This window comes from Microbacterium sp., from assembly GCF_041641055.1.
Classification (GTDB): Bacteria; Actinomycetota; Actinomycetes; order Actinomycetales; family Microbacteriaceae; genus Microbacterium.
The window spans coordinates 18,632-34,203 of sequence record NZ_JBEPZB010000019.1 but is presented as its reverse complement, the minus strand read 5'-3'; the positions used below and the strand labels follow the sequence as shown (position 1 = coordinate 34,203).

Here is a 15,572-nt window from a genome sequence, read left to right as displayed (position 1 = left end):
GGGCGGACGGCGGCGGTTCCGCCCGTTCACAACTCCGGAAGAACGAGCGGGCCGACGCATCGGTTCCCCGGGATTCCGGGGCCGAGCCGGCGGACGCACCTGCTTTTCCGGAGTTGTGGACGTGAACCTCCGTGGGCCCCGCTCGACGAACCGGGAGAACGCGATCAGGCGCTGTCGGAGTCCGCCTTGCGCGACCCGGCTTCGAGCACGTCGCCCGCCGGCAGCTCCTGATGCCCGCCGAACTGCAACCGCATCGCCGACAGCACCTGGTTGGCGAAGTGGTCCTCGCCGCGAGAGGCGAAGCGCTCGAACAGCGACGCCGCGAGCACCGGCACGGGCACGCCCACATCGACCGCGGCCTTGACCGTCCAGCGACCTTCACCCGAGTCGGACACGCGACCCGCCAGCCCGTCGAGCGTCGGGTTCTCGGCGAGCGCCGCGGCGGTCAGGTCGAGCAGCCACGACGAGATCACCGATCCCCGCCGCCACAGCTCGGCGACCTTCGAGGTATCGATCGGGAACTGGTAGTACTCCGGTTCCTCGAGCGGGGCGATCTCGGCGGAATGCTCGGCTTCGCGCACACCGGCATCCGCGTTCTGCAGCAGGTTGAGCCCCTCGGCGATCGACGCCATGATGCCGTACTCGATGCCGTTGTGGACCATCTTCACGAAGTGCCCGGCACCCGTCGGGCCGCAGTGCAGATAGCCCTGCTCCTCGGGGGTGAGGTCGCCGGTGCGGCCGGGAGTCCGCTCGATCTCGCCGACGCCCGGGGCGATCGTGCGCAGCACAGGCTCGATCCGCTGGACGGCTTCATCGGAACCGCCGACCATGAGGCAGTACCCGCGGTCGAGACCGAAGACGCCGCCGCTCGTGCCGACATCGACGTAATGGATGCCGCGCTCGCGGAACGTCTTCGCACGCCGCACGTCGTCACGGTAATTCGAGTTGCCGCCGTCGATCAGGATGTCGCCCTCGTCGAGCACGGCCGCGACCTGGTCGGCGACCATGCCGGTCAGCGACGCCGGAACCATCATCCACACAGCCCGCGGTGCCTCGAGCTTCGACGCGAGGTCGGCCATGCTGTCGGCACCGGTGGCGCCCTCGGCGACGAGCGCCTGCACGGCATCCGCGTTCACGTCGTAGACCACGCATTCGTGCCCCGCCCGCATGAGGCGGCGCACGATGTTGGCGCCCATCCGGCCGAGTCCGATCATCGCCAGCTGCATGAGAAATCCCTTCGTCCCAGCCCCGGTGAGCCGAGTCGGGGCCATCCTGGCACGCGTGCCGAGTGCGCTCAATGGTGTTGCGGGCGTGGCGGGGTGGTTGGTGCGGTGCTGCGTGGTCGGGCGGGGTCAGAAGCGCACCCGTGCGGCCCGTTTCCGATGCAGAAGTGGCCCCGCACCCGGGGGCGCAGTCGGGCGCAGTCGGGCGGGGTCAGAAACGCACCCGTGCGGCCCGTTTCCGATGCAGAAGTGACCCTGCAGCCGTGCGCGACCTAGGCTTCCGCAGGCTCCGGACCGGGCCCGGTGTCGCCAGCGGGTGGAAGGATTGATGCATGACCTCCGCCACGTTCGACCAGATCACCCACGATGACCTGCGAGCCGCGGGCAGCATGAAATGGACGACGTTCCCCGACACCATCGGCGCGTTCGTGGCCGAGATGGACTACGGGCTCGCCCCCGCGATCACCGATGCCGTGAAGAACGCCCTCGATCTGGGCGTCACCGGATACCTGCCGGCGAAGCTCGCGACCGACCTGTCCGAGGCGACCGCGCGCTGGTATGCCGACTCGTACGGGTGGCAGATCTCGCCGGATCGGGTCCATCACGTGCCGGATGTGATCGCCGCGTTCGAGCTGGCCATCGAGCACTTCACGACTCCCGGGTCCGCGGTGATCGTGCCGACGCCCGCGTACATGCCGTTCCTCCTCGTGCCGCCGATGCATGGCCGCCGGGTCATCGAAGTGCCGAGCATCGAGGTCGATGGACGCTGGGTGATGGATCTCGACCGCGTCGCCCAGGCCTTCCGCGACGGCGGCGAGATGCTGGTGCTCTGCAACCCGCACAATCCGCTGGGCACCGTCGCCACGCGCGAGGAGCTGCTCGCGATCGCCGACGTGGTCACGGCGGCCGGCGGTCGGGTGTTCTCCGACGAGATCCACGCGCCGATCGTCTATGCCCGGGGTCGGCACATCCCCTACGCGTCGGTGTCGGATGCCGCCGCATCCCACACGCTGACCGCGACCTCCGCGTCGAAGGCCTGGAACCTCGCCGGCCTCAAGTGCGCGCAGATCATCCTCTCGAACGACGCCGACGCCGAGCTGTGGGAACGGCTCGGGTTCTGGCCAGGGCACGGAACCTCGACGCTCGGCGTGGTGGCGAACATCGCCGCATACACCGGCGGGCGCGAATGGCTCGATGGAGTGGTCGAGTACCTCGACGGCAACCGGCGGATGCTCGCGCAACTCGTCGATGAGAAGCTCCCCGGCGTGCGGATGATCGTCCCCGAGGGCAGCTATATCGCGCTGCTCGACTTCCGGGAGACCGGCCTGACGGGTGACCTCGGCGAGTGGTTCCGGGAGCATGCCGGCGTCGCGATGACGGATGGGGCGGCTTGCGGGGAGGCCGCCATCGGATACACGCGCTTCGTCTTCGCGCTGCCAAGGCCGCTGCTGGTCGAGGCGGTCGAGCGGATCGCCGGGGCACTGCGCGAGCGGGCCGCGGGGGAGGCCGGCTAGAGGCATCCCGTGGTGGGGTGAATCCGGACCGCTGCGGTGGCGAGGTCAGCGGGGCCGATTTCGCACCTCCCGCCGCCAGCGGGGTCAATTTTGCACCGGAAACGGCCTCCGGCGGTGCGTTAGTGACCACTCACCCGACGCGGGGTCTGCAGTAGTCCGCGTTCGGCTCGCGAGCCACTGGCTCGGCGGATGCGGGAACGAACGCTGCGGGGTCGGTTTCGCATCTCCCGCGGCCAGCGGGGTCAAGTTCGCACCGGAAACGGCCTCCAGCGGTGCGTTAGTGACCACCCACCGGTGGCAGGGGGCGACGCGCCCTCCAGCGGTGCGCTAGTGACCATCCCGCAGGACGCCAGGGCTCAGGGCGTCGAGGCGCGACGGCGCAACTACCCGGCATCCACCCCGCGCATCAGCGCGCGCGGACCGCCGCACCCATGGCGGCGAGGGCCTCGCTCAGCACCGGCCGCGGCGTCGCGAAGACGATCCGCACGAACCGCTCATACCCGTGCCCGAGCAAAGCCCCGTCGGTCAGGACCACACCCGCATGCTCGCGGAAGAACGCGGCCGGTGAGCCGTCGATCTCCAGCGCTTGGGCATCGATCCAGCCGATGTACGTCGCCTCCGGCGCGCGATACACCGCGCCGGGAAGGTGCTCGGCCACGAGCGACGCGAGCGTCTGTCGTGAGTCCGAGAGGTACGCCAGCACGTCGTCGAGCCAGGGCTTGCCCTCCCGATACGCGGCAGTCGACGCGACCACACCGAGCGTCGCGGCACCGTGCTGCACCGAGAAGCCGAACCGACGGTACAGCTGCTGGTCGGCGTCGTTCGAGGTGATGAGCTGAGCGGTCTTGAGGCCCGGGATGTTCCACGCCTTCGACGCGCTCGTGCCGGTGATGGTGTGGGCGGCCGTCGCCTCAGACACCGATGCGTACGGGATGAACGGCCGCCCGTCGAAGCGCAGCGGCGCGTGGATCTCATCGGCGAAGACCCGGCCGCCGTGCCGCTCGACCACCTCCGCGAACGCCTCCAACTCCGAACGATCGATCACGGTGCCGGTCGGATTGTGCGGATTGCAGAGCACGAGCGTGCGCGCCCCGGCGGCGAACGCCTCGTCGATGCGCTGCAGGTCGTGATGCCACCGGCCGTCGATCTCGATGCCGGGAACCTCGATCACCGGATGCCCGATCGCCGGAAGATATGTGAGGAACGGCATATATGCAGGAGTCGGCACGATCACCGGCGAACCGGCCGGCGCATACTCCTCTACCGCGACGCGCAGAGCCGCCATGACGTCCGACACGGGATGCACCCGCTCCGGATCGATGGCCCAGTCGTATTCGCTCTGCATCCATCCGGCCGTCGCCTCACCCAGGCGCTCGGCGAGCGGCGGCGACAGATAGCCGAGGTTCTCCTCGTCGATCGCCCGGTGCATCGCGTCGGCGATCACCGGCGCGACGCCGAAGTCCATCTCCGCCACCCATGCGCCGATGTGCCCGGGGTGCAGGCTCCACTTGCGGCTCTCGGGCCGGTCGAGATCGAACCGCGTGCGCGCGTCGAAGGGGTGGAGAGAGGAAGCGGGCGCGTCAGACATCGTGTGCGGCTCTCAGTCCGCGAATCGACATCGCGCGGTCGCCGTGGGTCGGCCGCCGCTGGCCACGATCCGGACTTCGGACATCGGATGCTCCTTCTCGACGAGAAGTCTCCAGCCTAAGGAGAGGGCGACGACCGACGCGAGTCAGGTTTCCGTGAGTGTCGCCGATGACGCGAGCTCGGCATCTGCGGCCGTCACGAACGCGGCAGCGGACCGCACCAACGCGGCATTGTCGGGAGCGGTTCGTCCATCGGGAAGCGCGAGCGTGTCTTCGAGCCCGACGCGGGAATCCAGGCCGAGTTCGACCGCGAGCGTGAACGCCGGCCACGCCGAGCGCTGCTCTCCGTGCAGCAGGATCGGGATGCCGGGATCATCGAGCCGCACGTGGGCGATCAGCCCCTCGGCATGACGGCGGACCATGTCGGCAGCCTCGTCGGGCATCTCGACGAGCACCCGCATCGTGTCGGCGTGCACCGGCGAGCGCCGCCAGGCGTCGAGCCCCGTGGCATCCCAGATGCCGGCCTCGATCCGGACGCCGCGGCGCAGCAGCAGCGCGGCCACCTCGTCGGCACCCGCCTCATGCCAGTTGACGGAGGCGAAGTCGGGCAGCACAGACCATTCGCCGATCGCCGCCAGACGCCGCTCGACGTCCGATTCGATCCAGGCTCCGGTGGTGACGCCGATCGGCACGCCGGGGCATGCCTCGCGCAACGCGACCAGCCACCGCCCGACGTCGCCGGAGGCGAGACTGTCATCGCCCTCGGCATCCTTCGGATGCACATGGATCTCTCGTGCGCCCGCCGCGACCGCCCTGGCGGCATCGGCTGCGGTGAGCGTGACGTCTGCGGTCAACGCCGGATGCTGCGCCACAGCGCGTGCGCCGTTGAGGCATACCTGCAGCAGCATCCGCTCTTCTCGTGCGTGATCGACCACCCGCTGCTCAGTTCATGAGGTCGCGCGGATGCCAGTCGTAGAGGTTGCCCGTCCCTGAGGGCCCCTCTTCGGCGCGCACGGTGTGCTTGACCTGGCGTGCCGTCGCCGCTCCGCGCCCGACCTTGATCGCCTCAGATCGACTCTCGAAACTGGTGCCCAAGGTGCGGGACTCGCCCTCGATGCGGTTGAACCAGATCCCGTCTCGCTGGAATGTCTCGATGTCACCTGCGGCCATGCCACATCCTCTCTGTGTGCCTCATTTCTACGCGGGGGTTCGGACATCGAGGAGGGCCTTGACACGCTCGTGACGGCCGCCGCGCTTGCCGAGCTCGCGGTGCGGGGTCAATAGATCACCGGGCTCGCGGTGCGGGGTCAAAAGCGCACCCCGAACGGCAATATCCGATGCGTTTCTGGCCCCGCTCACCATCGCGGATTCGTTTTCGCCCCCGCACGCCGCGCTTCCCCGCGCGCCGTCCCCGCGTTCACCGCGCGCCGTCGCCGGGACCGCATCCACCGATTTTCGCGCACGTCAACCCCGATGACGGGCGGATCGCGCCGTGCCTATCCTCCAGGGATGCATGACCCGAATGCATCTGCAAGGAGCACGCGATGACGCTGGAAGTGATGTCGCCGACGGCGGCACTGCTCGATGGACGCTACATACTGCACGATCGCGTCGGGCGCGGTGGGATGGCTACCGTCTATCGCGCTGACGACACGCACCTCGAGCGCACCGTGGCGATCAAGATGATCCATGAGGGCGATGGCCCGGTGTCGTCGATCGAACGCGCGCACACCGAGAAGGCGCTGCTCGCGTCGCTCAGCCACCCCTCGCTCGTCACGCTGCACGATGCGCAGCTCGAACCGCGACGCCCGCAGTATCTGGTCATGGAGTTCGTCGACGGCCCCACGCTCGCGCAGCGGATGGCCGCAGGGCCCCTGCCGCCCCGAGAGGTCGCCCGCTTCACCCGGGACCTCGCCGAAGGGCTGACGGCCGTGCACGCGGCGGGAATCGTGCATCGAGACGTCAAACCGTCGAACGTGCTGCTCGCTCGCGGACGCGCCGGCCGCCCGTTCGCCGCCAAGCTCGCCGACTTCGGCATCGCCTGCTCGATCGAGAACACGCGCCTCACGACCCCGGGAATCGTCCTCGGCACACTCACCTATATGGCACCCGAGCAGCTGCGCGACGCCGACCCCGGCACGCCGGTCGACATCTTCTCGCTCGGACTCGTCGCGCTGGAGGCTCTCACCGGATCGCCCGGCTACTCGGCTCTCGCCTCTGGCAGGGCGGCGGCGATCGCACGACTGATGAATCCGCCCACGATCTCCGAGACCGTCCCGGACGAGTGGCGCGATCTGCTCACCCGCATGACGCGGCTTGAGCCGGAGGAGCGCCCGACCGCCGTCGAGGTCGCCCGCGCTGCCCGCGCGCTGCTGCGTGACTATGCCTCGGACGGCAGCGGAGCGGCTGTGGCCGCGGCGGTCGCCTCCGTGGTCGCGGCCGAGGGAAGCGCCTCGGCCTTCGATCCCGCGGGTTCGGCCGGTCCGGCCACGCCGGCAGGCCCCAGCACGTCCGCCGGCTCCGTCATGTCGCCCGGCTCCGGCATGTCGGCCGGCTCCGGCATGTCGGCCGGCTCCAGCATGTCGGCCGGCTCCAGCATGTCGGTTGGCTCGGCCGGCTCCGCCAGCTCCGCCACACCGGCCAGCTCCCCCACACCGGCGTTCTCCGCCATGCCGGTCGGTGCAGGAGACGAAGCGACGGATGCCGCCGCGAGCGCTCCCCGCACCGACCAGACCGCCGTCCTCCCGACCGTCGACGACGACTCCGAACGCGCACCGCGCAGCAACCGCCGCCGCCGAATGATCTTCGGAGCCGCCGGACTCGCGGCGACCGGCGCACTCGTGGTCGGACTCGCCGCTTTCACCTCTCCCGGCGCCGCAGACCTGGGCCGGGTCTCGACCGCCGTCGTCCGGGCGCCCGAGGTCAGTGCGGACACCACGACGGAGGATGCTCCGGCAGCCCCTGTCGAAGTGGTGACCGAGCCCGTCGACAACGCGGGCAACTCCGGGAACTCGGGCAACTCGGATAATCCCGGCAAGGGCAATCCGGACAAGGGGAATCCCGGCAAGGGAAACTCCGGCAAGGGCGATAAAGGCAAGGGCTAGCGGGCGTCCGACCCTCATCGCTCCGACGGGAGTCGGGACCGGACGCGCCACGTAACGGCGACCCCGATGATCGCGATCAGCGCCGCCACGCCCTGCGCTGCCGCCCCCACCACCGGCTGCAGGTCGCCCACCGCCTCGGGCCGGAACTGTCCGACGAAGTAGAACACTCCTTCGCCGGTGAGTGGGATCATGTTCCGAGGGTCTGAGGCCCCGAGCATCGGTGCGAGGAAGTAGGCGAGCACGAAGACCGCCACCGTGAAGGTGCGATCTCTCGTGACGGTGCCCACGAGCAGTCCCAGCAGCGCCGCGGTCGTGCCGGCCGAAGCCGCGAGCACGCCGATGAGCACGGTGCGTCCGACGTCGGGTCCCGGCACGGCGAACGATGCGAGTTCCGCTGCCCGCGCCGCCACGATCGGTCCGGTGATCCACGAGCCCACCACGCTCGCCACCGCCGTCGCCGCCGTGAGGGCGACCATGGTCACCGCCAACGCGATGGCCTTGCTCCCCGCGAGTCGAACTGCGCCGCTCTCCGGCCACCGCCAGGCGATCGACCCCGACGCCGTGTCATGGGTCGCCAGGTACACGGCGACGACGAATCCGATCACCGGCAGGAGGATGAACGCGCTCAGACTCAGCGTCGACGCGACCGCGCCCATGCCCTGCGTCTGCGTCAGCGCCTGCACCGCCTGATCGAGGTCGTAGCGGAGGGGGTTGCCGATGTTCTGCTGCGAGGCGTCTCCCGAGACTCCGGCCGGCGCTGCCAGCGCCGTCGAGATGTCCTCACCGTTCTCCTTGTACAGACGCAGCGTGCCTTCGAACTGCACGACGAGCGCGATCGCGGAGGATGCGCCGGCCAGCGCGCCCCACGCCGCCATCACGACCGCGCCGCCGATGAGTGCGAGAAGGAGTCTGCTGCTGACGATCCATCGGATCTCACGTCTGGTTTCGCGGGCGATGCTTCGCATAGGCACGGGCGAGGTCCTTGTCGGTCAGGTAGTCGGCGGTGATGTCGTGCAGCGTCCGGTCGTGAAGAAGCAGCACACGCGTGGGGAGGGACCCGAAGGCCGACAGGTCGTGACCGGTGGCGATCACGATCCGTCGCCTCGCGTCCACCTCGTGAGCCACCACTTCTCGGAAGCGGGCCCGGGTCGTCTGGTCGAGTCCGTTCGCGAACTCGTCCAGGAGCAGGACGTCGGCATCGCTGGCCAGAAGCGCAGCCAGCAGGACGAGCTTGGTCTGGCCGGTCGACATCCGCCCCACACGCTGCCGGAGCAGCTCGGGGCCGACCAGCTCCCGGACGAGTTCGCGTCGATCGGCATCCGAGTCGTTCAGCAGGTAGCGCAGGTTCGCGGCCGCGCTCCAGCGACCGTAGAGCATCTCCCGGTCCAGGATTCCGCGCATCCGTCCACCTGCCCGAACCCCGCCGACCCGCACCTCGCCGTGGTGGTCGTCGAGGCCGAGCAGGCATCGGAACAGCGTCGTCTTGCCCACGCCGTTCTCACCGAGGACCACGCAGACCTCCCCCTCGTCGAGGTGCAGGTCGACGTCGAGGACTTCGCGCCGGCCGAAGGACTTGCGCAGCCCCGTGACGGTCAGTCCTGGGACGGCTCGCTCTGTAGCGGTCGGCACTGTGACGGCCGGCCCTGGGCTCAGTCCTCCCATCGCTGCCAGGCGCCGATGCTCAGCACGCGCGAGAAGGCGAACGACGTCGCGCTGTACACCTTCACGCTGCCCCACGGAGTGGGCACTGCGGCGCCGACGGTGTAGGACCCACGCCAGTCATGACGCGTCGACGAGGCGAAGATGCGCTTCGTCCCATTGCGGCGGACATAGCTCGCGCCGACGTACCCGGCGGCCTGATAGGCGTCGCTCCACGTCACGCGGCCACCCGATGCCCACCCGAAGTTGACCCGCTCCTCCGCCCACATGACCCACGAACCGCGATAGAGCTTCATCGAACTGGTCCCGGAGGTCGCGGTCGTCCCCGACGCGGACAGCGCCGTCTTCGCACTCGGTCGGGTGACGGTCGACGTGTTCGCCGCGCCGGCCTCCCAATCGGCGATCGCCTGCGTCTGCTGGGTGGACAGGTCATCGACCGTGGGGCTGTCCGTCGAGGCGTGCGCCGTGTTCGGGATCAGCAGACTGACGGCGACGATCATCCCCGTGACAGCGCCCAGCTTCTTGCGTGACTTCATCATCATGCCTTCCTTGTCGTGGTTGCGTCCTCATACAACTACGAATCGGCTTCGTTTGGTTGCGAGATGCTGAAGTACCGGGATTCGTCGTCGGCCCGGAAGGAAGGTCACGGGCGCCGCGCAGCCACAACTCCGGAGAAGCACGCCCGATCTGCTGCAAACGCGCGTTCACCGCAGATCCGGCATCGCTTCTCCGGAGTTGTGGACGGCGACCGACTCAGCCCGCGTACGCGGCGCGCACGTCGAGCACCCAGGTCACCCCGAAGCGGTCGGTGAGCATGCCGAAGCCGGGCGACCACGCCGAGGCGGCGAGGGGCTCGACGATCACGGCCCCGTCGGCGAGCGCATCCCAATAGCCGATGAGCTCGTCGAGCGAGTCGGCGCGCAGCGACTGGAAGAAGGTGCGGTCGGTGACGGTGACCCCGTTCTCGCGGGTGGTGGTCCCCGCCGTCCCGGCGTGATCCTCCCCGGCGTGGTACTCCGCGGCGTGGTCCTTCGTGGTGCCGGGCACGTCGTACGCCATGAGGCGCAGGCCCTCGGCGTTCTCGACCTGACCGAACACGACCTTGTCGGCGCCGGGCGCATCCGCCGGCATCCCGAAGTCGCCGTAGGTCGCGAGCGTCACGTCACCGCCGAACACGCTCTGGTAGAACTCGAGGGCCTGGCGGGCGGTGCCGCGGAAGTTGAGGTGGGTGGTGGTGGTGATGGACATGGGATCTCCTCGGATCGTCAGCAGCGGCGGATGCCGCTGACACCACGGTCACACCAGTAGAGGTCAGGATCGGTCCTCTACCTGACGCAGAATGGATGCCATGACCGGCAGCCCGTCTCGCATGCTCGCCCTGCTGTCGCTGCTGCAGACGCGGCGCGACTGGCCGGGCCACGTGCTCGCCGACCGCCTCGACGTCACGCCCCGCACCGTGCGACGCGACGTCGAGCGGCTGCGCGACCTCGGCTACCGGATCACCGCGATCAAGGGTCCGGATGGCGGATACCGTCTCGCCGCGGGCTCCGAGCTGCCGCCGCTGCTCTTCGACGACGAGCAGGCCGTCGCGATCGCCGTGGCGCTGCAGAGCGTCCCCACCACCGGCATCGACATCGACGAGGGGGCCGCGCGCGCACTCGCGACGGTGCGGCAGGTCATGCCGTCGCGCCTGCGGCACCGGGTCGACGGCATCCGCTTCACCGGCGTCGAGAACGAGACACGAGTGGATCCTGCGGTGCTCGAGGCGGTGAGCGCGGCCGTGCGCGACCGGCGGATGCTGCGCTTCGACTACGGCGCCGACCCCGAACGCCCCGCCCGCCGGACCGAGCCGCGCGCCGTCGTCGCCCGCGAAGGCCGCTGGTATCTGCTCGCCTGGGACCTCGAAGCGGACGACTGGCGCACCTTCCGCCTCGACCGGATGTCGCCGCGCATCCCGACCGGCCCCGAGTTCATCCCGCGCCCACTGCCGGCGGCCGATGCCGAGACCTACCTGGCCGCGCGAGCGAAGGGGTCGGATGCCGACGACCGCTGGCCGTGCGTCGGCGAGCTGTTCATCGAGCTGCCCGCCCGCGACGTCGCACCCTGGATCGGCCGGGACGGCACCGTCGAGCCGGTCGAAGACGCGTCCTGCATGGTCACCGTCGGATCCTGGTCGTGGGTCGGCATCCTCGCCTCGATCGCCCGGTTCGACGCGCCGTTCCGCGTCGTCGGCCCACCCGCCCTCGCCGAGGCCGCGAGCACCCTCGCCGCGCGCTTCGCCGCCGCATCCGCACCGACCGACCGCCCCGCGTCCCCCGGGTAGACTGGCCATGCCCCGCCGGCCCCTCATCTAGGAGTGCGCGTGACCACCGCCCCTGCACCTGCCCACAAGCACGTCCCCGACTCCGTCGAGAACGCCACCGCGACTCCGGAGAAGGAGCAGCCGTACGCAGCGCTGGGCCTCAAGGATGACGAGTACGCCCGCATCAAGGAGATCCTGGGCCGCCGCCCGACCTCCGGCGAGCTGGCCATGTACTCCGTGATGTGGTCGGAGCACTGCTCGTACAAGTCGTCGAAGAACTACCTGCGCCGCTTCGGCCAGAAGGTCTCGGACGAGATGAAGGAACGCCTCATGGTGGGCATGGGCCAGAACGCGGGCGTCATCGACGTCGGCGAAGGCTGGGCCGTCACCTTCAAGGCCGAGAGCCACAACCACCCGAGCTTCATCGAGCCGTTCCAGGGTGCGGCGACCGGCGTCGGCGGCATCGTCCGCGACATCATCTCGATGGGCGCGCGCCCGGTCGCGGTCATGGACGCTCTCCGCTTCGGCGCGATCGACCACCCAGACACGGCCCGCGTCGTGCACGGCGTGACCAGCGGCATCAGCTTCTACGGCAACTGCCTCGGCCTGCCGAACATCGGCGGCGAGACGGTCTTCGACTCCGTCTACCAGGCCAACCCGCTCGTCAACGCCCTCGCGGTCGGCGTCCTGCGCCACGAGGACCTCAAGCTCGCCAACGCCACCGGCGTCGGCAACAAGGTCGTGCTGTTCGGCGCCCGCACGGGTGGCGACGGCATCGGCGGCGCCAGCATCCTGGCATCCGATTCGTTCGACAGCACCGGACCCACCAAGCGCCCCGCCGTGCAGGTGGGCGATCCGTTCGCCGAGAAGGTGCTCATCGAGTGCTGCCTCGAGCTGTACCGCGACGAGCTCGTCGAGGCCATCCAGGACCTCGGCGCGGCCGGCATCTCCTGCGCGACCAGCGAACTCGCGGCCAACGGCAACAGCGGCATGAAGGTCTCGCTCGACAACGTGCTGCTGCGCGACCCCTCGCTCACGGCCGAGGAGATCCTCATGTCGGAGTCGCAGGAGCGCATGATGGCGATCGTCGCGCCCGAGAAGCTCGACGCGTTCCTCGCGGTCGTGAAGAAGTGGGACGTCGAGACGTCCGTCCTCGGTGAGGTCACCGGAGACGGCCGCCTCATCATCGACTGGCAGGGCGAGCGCATCGTCGACGTCGACCCCTCGACCGTCGCGGTCGACGGCCCGGTCTACGACCGCCCGGTCGCGTACCCGACGTGGATCGACGCACTGCAGGCGGATGCCGCCGAGAAGCTGCCCCGCTCGAATGACCCCGAGGTGCTGCGCGAGCAGTTCCTCGACCTGGTCGCCTCGCCGAACCTCGCCGACACCCGCTGGATCACCAACCAGTACGACTACTACGTGCTCGGCAACACGGCCCTCGCCTTCCCGGACGACGCCGGCATGATCCGCGTCGACGAGGAGTCGGGCCTGGGCTTCGCGATCTCGACCGACGCCAACGGCCGCTACTGCCAGCTCGACCCGTACGCGGGCGCGCAGCTGGCCCTCGCCGAGGCGTACCGCAACGTCGCCGTCACCGGCGCCGTGCCCACCGCGATCACCGACTGCCTGAACTTCGGATCCCCCGAGAACCCCGAGGTCATGTGGCAGTTCGGGCAGACGGTCGACGGTCTGGCGGACGGCTGCTACGAACTCGGCACCCCGGTCACCGGCGGCAACGTCTCGTTCTACAACCAGACCGGCGACGTGCCGATCCACCCGACTCCGCTCGTCGGCGTGCTCGGCATCATCGACGACGTCTCGCGCCGCATCCCCTCCGGATGGCAGGACGAGGGCCAGAACATCTACCTGCTCGGCACCACCTCGACCGAGCTGTCGGGGTCGGCATGGGCCGAGACCGTGCACCAGCACCTCGGCGGACTCCCCCCGAAGGTCGACCTCGCGGGCGAGAAGCGCCTCGCCGGCCTGCTGGCGGCGGCCCGCGACGAGTGGCTGATCTCGTCGGCGCACGACGTGTCGGAGGGTGGCCTCGCGCAGGCTCTCGCCGAGGGCGTCTCGCGCTTCGGCGTCGGCGCCCGCGTCTGGCTGAACGAGATCCTCGAGCGAGACGGTGTGGATGCCGCATCCGCCCTGTTCTCGGAGTCCACCGGCCGCGTCATCGTGACGGTGCCGCGGGAGGACGACGTGAAGTTCCGCGGGCTCTGCGAAGGCCGCGGCTACCCGGTGATGCGCATCGGCGTGACCGACTCCGAGGGTGCACAGCTGCAGGTGCAGGATGTGTTCACGGTGCCGATCGCCGAGATCCGCGAGCGCTCGCAGGCGACCCTGCCCGCCGCCTTCGGCCCGACGGTCGCCGAGCCGGTCGGCGCATGAGCGGCGACGGCCTGAGCGAGGACTACGGCGACCTCGGCGAGAAGCGCAACCGTCGCATCCGCATCATCGCGTGGACCGTGATCGTCGCCCTCATCCTCGGCGGTGGCGGCGCGACCGTCATCACGCTCATCCTGGGCTGAATCGGGTTCTCTCGGGTGCTGGGCCCGGTGCCGGGCCGCGCCGGGCCGGGCCGGGCCGCACCGGGCACAACTTCGGAGTGCCCGGGCGGCACTCCGGCGACCCCGGCCCCTGTGACGGCGTGTCGGCGGCCGGGTCCGAATCTGTGCCCGGCCGGCCTCGCGGCATCCTCTTCTGCACCGGCATCCGTGATCCGGGTTTCTTCACAGTTCCCGGGATTCGGCCTCGCAATGTAGGCACCCCCGCGAAGGATCACGGCATCACCAAACGAGGGGGATGCCATGACCGAAGCCAAACTCGACCTGATCGCCAAGCTGCTGGCGAAGGCTGAGAGCACGACGCCTGAAGAGGCCGAGGCGCTGACCGAGCACGCCGAACGGCTGATCGTGAAGTACGGGATCGAACAGGCGCAGATCGACGAGAGGCGAGGCCTGCAGGGTCAGACGCAGGAGCAGATCGTCACCGAGCGGATGCTGTTCCGCGGCGTCTATGCGAAGGATCTCCGCGAGATCGGGATCGGCGTGGCCCGGGGACTCGGCGCCGTTCGTCCGATACTCGCCGAGTATCCGCCGATCGCCGGCCTGCTGCTGGTCGGCCACGCCTCCGACGTGTCGCAGGTGAAGACCCTGACCACCAGTCTGCAGGTGCAGGGCATGGTCGCGATGCGCACCTGGTGGCTCGCGCATCGTCACCACTACATCGATCAGCGCGAGGGGGTGAAGCGGCGAGCGCGCAGCGGCTTCCTGCGGGGCTTCGCCGTCGGCGCCATGAGCCGCATCCACGAGAGCCATCGCGTCATGGTGGACGAGAGCGGGACGGGCACGGAGCTCGTCCTCGCATCCCGTCGCAGCCGAGTGGATGCAACTGTCGATGGGATGCGCACGTCGCACGCGCGACAACGTCGGCACGCGGATGCGGGTTCGTTCGCGTACGGGCACCGATCGGGCCTCGACGCGCAGACCGGCGGGCAGGCGGTGTCGGCGCTATGACCGCGGCGAGAATCGGCGCTATGACCGCGGCGAGAAGAGGAAGCGGGTCAGGTGGACGATGGATTCGGAGTCGTGGTGCTCGCGGCCGAGCGACTCGACGATGATCGCTCCGAGGATGGCTCGACCGAGCTGCTCGACCGGGGCGTCCGAGGGGAGCTGTCCGTCGCGGATGCCGCCTCGGATGCGCTCGGTGAGGTACTTCTCCACGCCGAGGCTCTCGCCGAGGTGCGCTCCGACCCCCGCGTCCTCGGTCGCGGCGGCGACCAGCGAACGGAGAAGAGCCCCGCCTTCCGGGGCCTCGAGGATCGAGAGAACGCTGCGCAGCCAGGTCTCGACGTCCGCGGCGAGGTCGCCGGTGTCCGGCACGACGAAGTCGACGGGGATGAGGCGACCTTCAGCGAGGCATTCGCCGATGAGCGCTCCGCGCGAGGGCCACCATCGGTAGATGGTCTGCTTTCCGACCCCGGCTTCCTTCGCGATCCCCTGGATCGTGAGCCGGTCGTACCCCTGATTGTGGAAGAGCCGCGCGGTCGCATCGAGGATCGCCTCGCGGGCAGCCGTGCTGCGCACTGGCCCGCTTCGATGCTCGTTCACCACACGTTCAGGATAACCACAGATCTCTAGACGAGACGCCCCGTATGATCTATCTGTCTGAAGGAGATG

The 15,572-nt window shown here is 69.6% G+C and carries 15 protein-coding genes; 6 read left to right on the top strand and 9 right to left on the bottom strand.

Annotation, left to right across the window (positions count from 1 at the left end):
• Positions 1 to 164 precede the first annotated feature (164 nt).
• Positions 165 to 1,226: a phosphogluconate dehydrogenase (NAD(+)-dependent, decarboxylating) gene (gnd, locus tag ACESK8_RS12480; protein WP_372968894.1), complete on the bottom strand. Its 1,062-nt coding sequence runs from the start codon at positions 1,224 to 1,226 to the stop codon at positions 165 to 167.
• Between the two features lie 329 nt (positions 1,227 to 1,555).
• Between gnd and ACESK8_RS12475 the strand changes: the two genes are divergently transcribed.
• A complete protein-coding gene (locus ACESK8_RS12475; RefSeq protein WP_372968893.1) occupies positions 1,556 to 2,737 on the top strand; it encodes a MalY/PatB family protein in 1,182 nt (393 codons plus the stop codon).
• Between the two features lie 406 nt (positions 2,738 to 3,143).
• On the opposite strand, the gene ACESK8_RS12470 is transcribed toward ACESK8_RS12475, so the two are convergent.
• The 3 genes from ACESK8_RS12470 to ACESK8_RS12460 form a co-directional block, all read right to left on the bottom strand.
• Entirely contained in the window at positions 3,144 to 4,325 is a 1,182-nt protein-coding gene (locus tag ACESK8_RS12470; protein ID WP_372968892.1) for a MalY/PatB family protein, read from the bottom strand.
• A gap of 144 nt (positions 4,326 to 4,469) precedes the next feature.
• Entirely contained in the window at positions 4,470 to 5,231 is a 762-nt protein-coding gene (locus ACESK8_RS12465) for a 3-keto-5-aminohexanoate cleavage protein (RefSeq protein WP_372968891.1), read from the bottom strand.
• A gap of 34 nt (positions 5,232 to 5,265) precedes the next feature.
• Positions 5,266 to 5,493 carry a DUF2188 domain-containing protein gene (locus ACESK8_RS12460; protein WP_060927961.1) on the bottom strand — a complete coding sequence of 76 codons (228 nt, stop codon included), beginning with the start codon at positions 5,491 to 5,493 and terminating at the stop codon, positions 5,266 to 5,268.
• 374 nt (positions 5,494 to 5,867) lie between these two features.
• Here ACESK8_RS12460 and ACESK8_RS12455 point away from each other — a divergent pair, with 374 nt between their 5' ends.
• Positions 5,868 to 7,427, top strand: coding sequence for a serine/threonine-protein kinase (locus tag ACESK8_RS12455; protein ID WP_372968890.1), 1,560 nt, complete (start codon positions 5,868 to 5,870; stop codon positions 7,425 to 7,427).
• 14 nt (positions 7,428 to 7,441) lie between these two features.
• On the opposite strand, the gene ACESK8_RS12450 is transcribed toward ACESK8_RS12455, so the two are convergent.
• From ACESK8_RS12450 to ACESK8_RS12435, 4 genes are all read right to left on the bottom strand, one after another.
• Positions 7,442 to 8,398, bottom strand: coding sequence for a hypothetical protein (locus ACESK8_RS12450; protein WP_372968889.1), 957 nt, complete (start codon positions 8,396 to 8,398; stop codon positions 7,442 to 7,444).
• Positions 8,361 to 9,089, bottom strand: a complete 729-nt coding sequence (locus ACESK8_RS12445) for an ATP-binding cassette domain-containing protein (RefSeq protein WP_372968888.1) — start codon at positions 9,087 to 9,089, stop codon at positions 8,361 to 8,363. Before ACESK8_RS12445 ends, ACESK8_RS12450 begins: the two co-directional genes overlap by 38 nt.
• Positions 9,077 to 9,628, bottom strand: coding sequence for a hypothetical protein (locus ACESK8_RS12440; RefSeq protein WP_372968887.1), 552 nt, complete (start codon positions 9,626 to 9,628; stop codon positions 9,077 to 9,079). The genes ACESK8_RS12445 and ACESK8_RS12440 overlap by 13 nt, the downstream gene beginning before the upstream one ends.
• Before the next feature lie 211 nt (positions 9,629 to 9,839).
• Positions 9,840 to 10,334, bottom strand: a complete 495-nt coding sequence (locus tag ACESK8_RS12435) for a VOC family protein (RefSeq protein WP_372968886.1) — start codon at positions 10,332 to 10,334, stop codon at positions 9,840 to 9,842.
• Positions 10,335 to 10,434: 100 nt separating this feature from the next.
• Here ACESK8_RS12435 and ACESK8_RS12430 point away from each other — a divergent pair, with 100 nt between their 5' ends.
• From ACESK8_RS12430 to ACESK8_RS12415, 4 genes are all read left to right on the top strand, one after another.
• Positions 10,435 to 11,409 (top strand): helix-turn-helix transcriptional regulator, encoded by a 975-nt coding sequence (locus tag ACESK8_RS12430; RefSeq protein ID WP_372968885.1) that lies wholly within the window; start codon positions 10,435 to 10,437, stop codon positions 11,407 to 11,409.
• A 39-nt stretch (positions 11,410 to 11,448) separates the two neighbouring features.
• Entirely contained in the window at positions 11,449 to 13,782 is a 2,334-nt protein-coding gene (gene purL / locus ACESK8_RS12425) for a phosphoribosylformylglycinamidine synthase subunit PurL (RefSeq protein WP_372968884.1), read from the top strand.
• Entirely contained in the window at positions 13,779 to 13,922 is a 144-nt protein-coding gene (locus ACESK8_RS12420; RefSeq protein WP_157519610.1) for a hypothetical protein, read from the top strand. Before purL ends, ACESK8_RS12420 begins: the two co-directional genes overlap by 4 nt.
• A 279-nt stretch (positions 13,923 to 14,201) precedes the next feature.
• A complete protein-coding gene (locus ACESK8_RS12415; RefSeq protein WP_372968883.1) occupies positions 14,202 to 14,909 on the top strand; it encodes a DUF2786 domain-containing protein in 708 nt (235 codons plus the stop codon).
• Positions 14,910 to 14,927: 18 nt separating this feature from the next.
• On the opposite strand, the gene ACESK8_RS12410 is transcribed toward ACESK8_RS12415, so the two are convergent.
• Positions 14,928 to 15,503 carry a TetR/AcrR family transcriptional regulator gene (locus tag ACESK8_RS12410; RefSeq protein ID WP_372968882.1) on the bottom strand — a complete coding sequence of 192 codons (576 nt, stop codon included), beginning with the start codon at positions 15,501 to 15,503 and terminating at the stop codon, positions 14,928 to 14,930.
• Between the last annotated feature and the right edge of the window lie 69 nt (positions 15,504 to 15,572).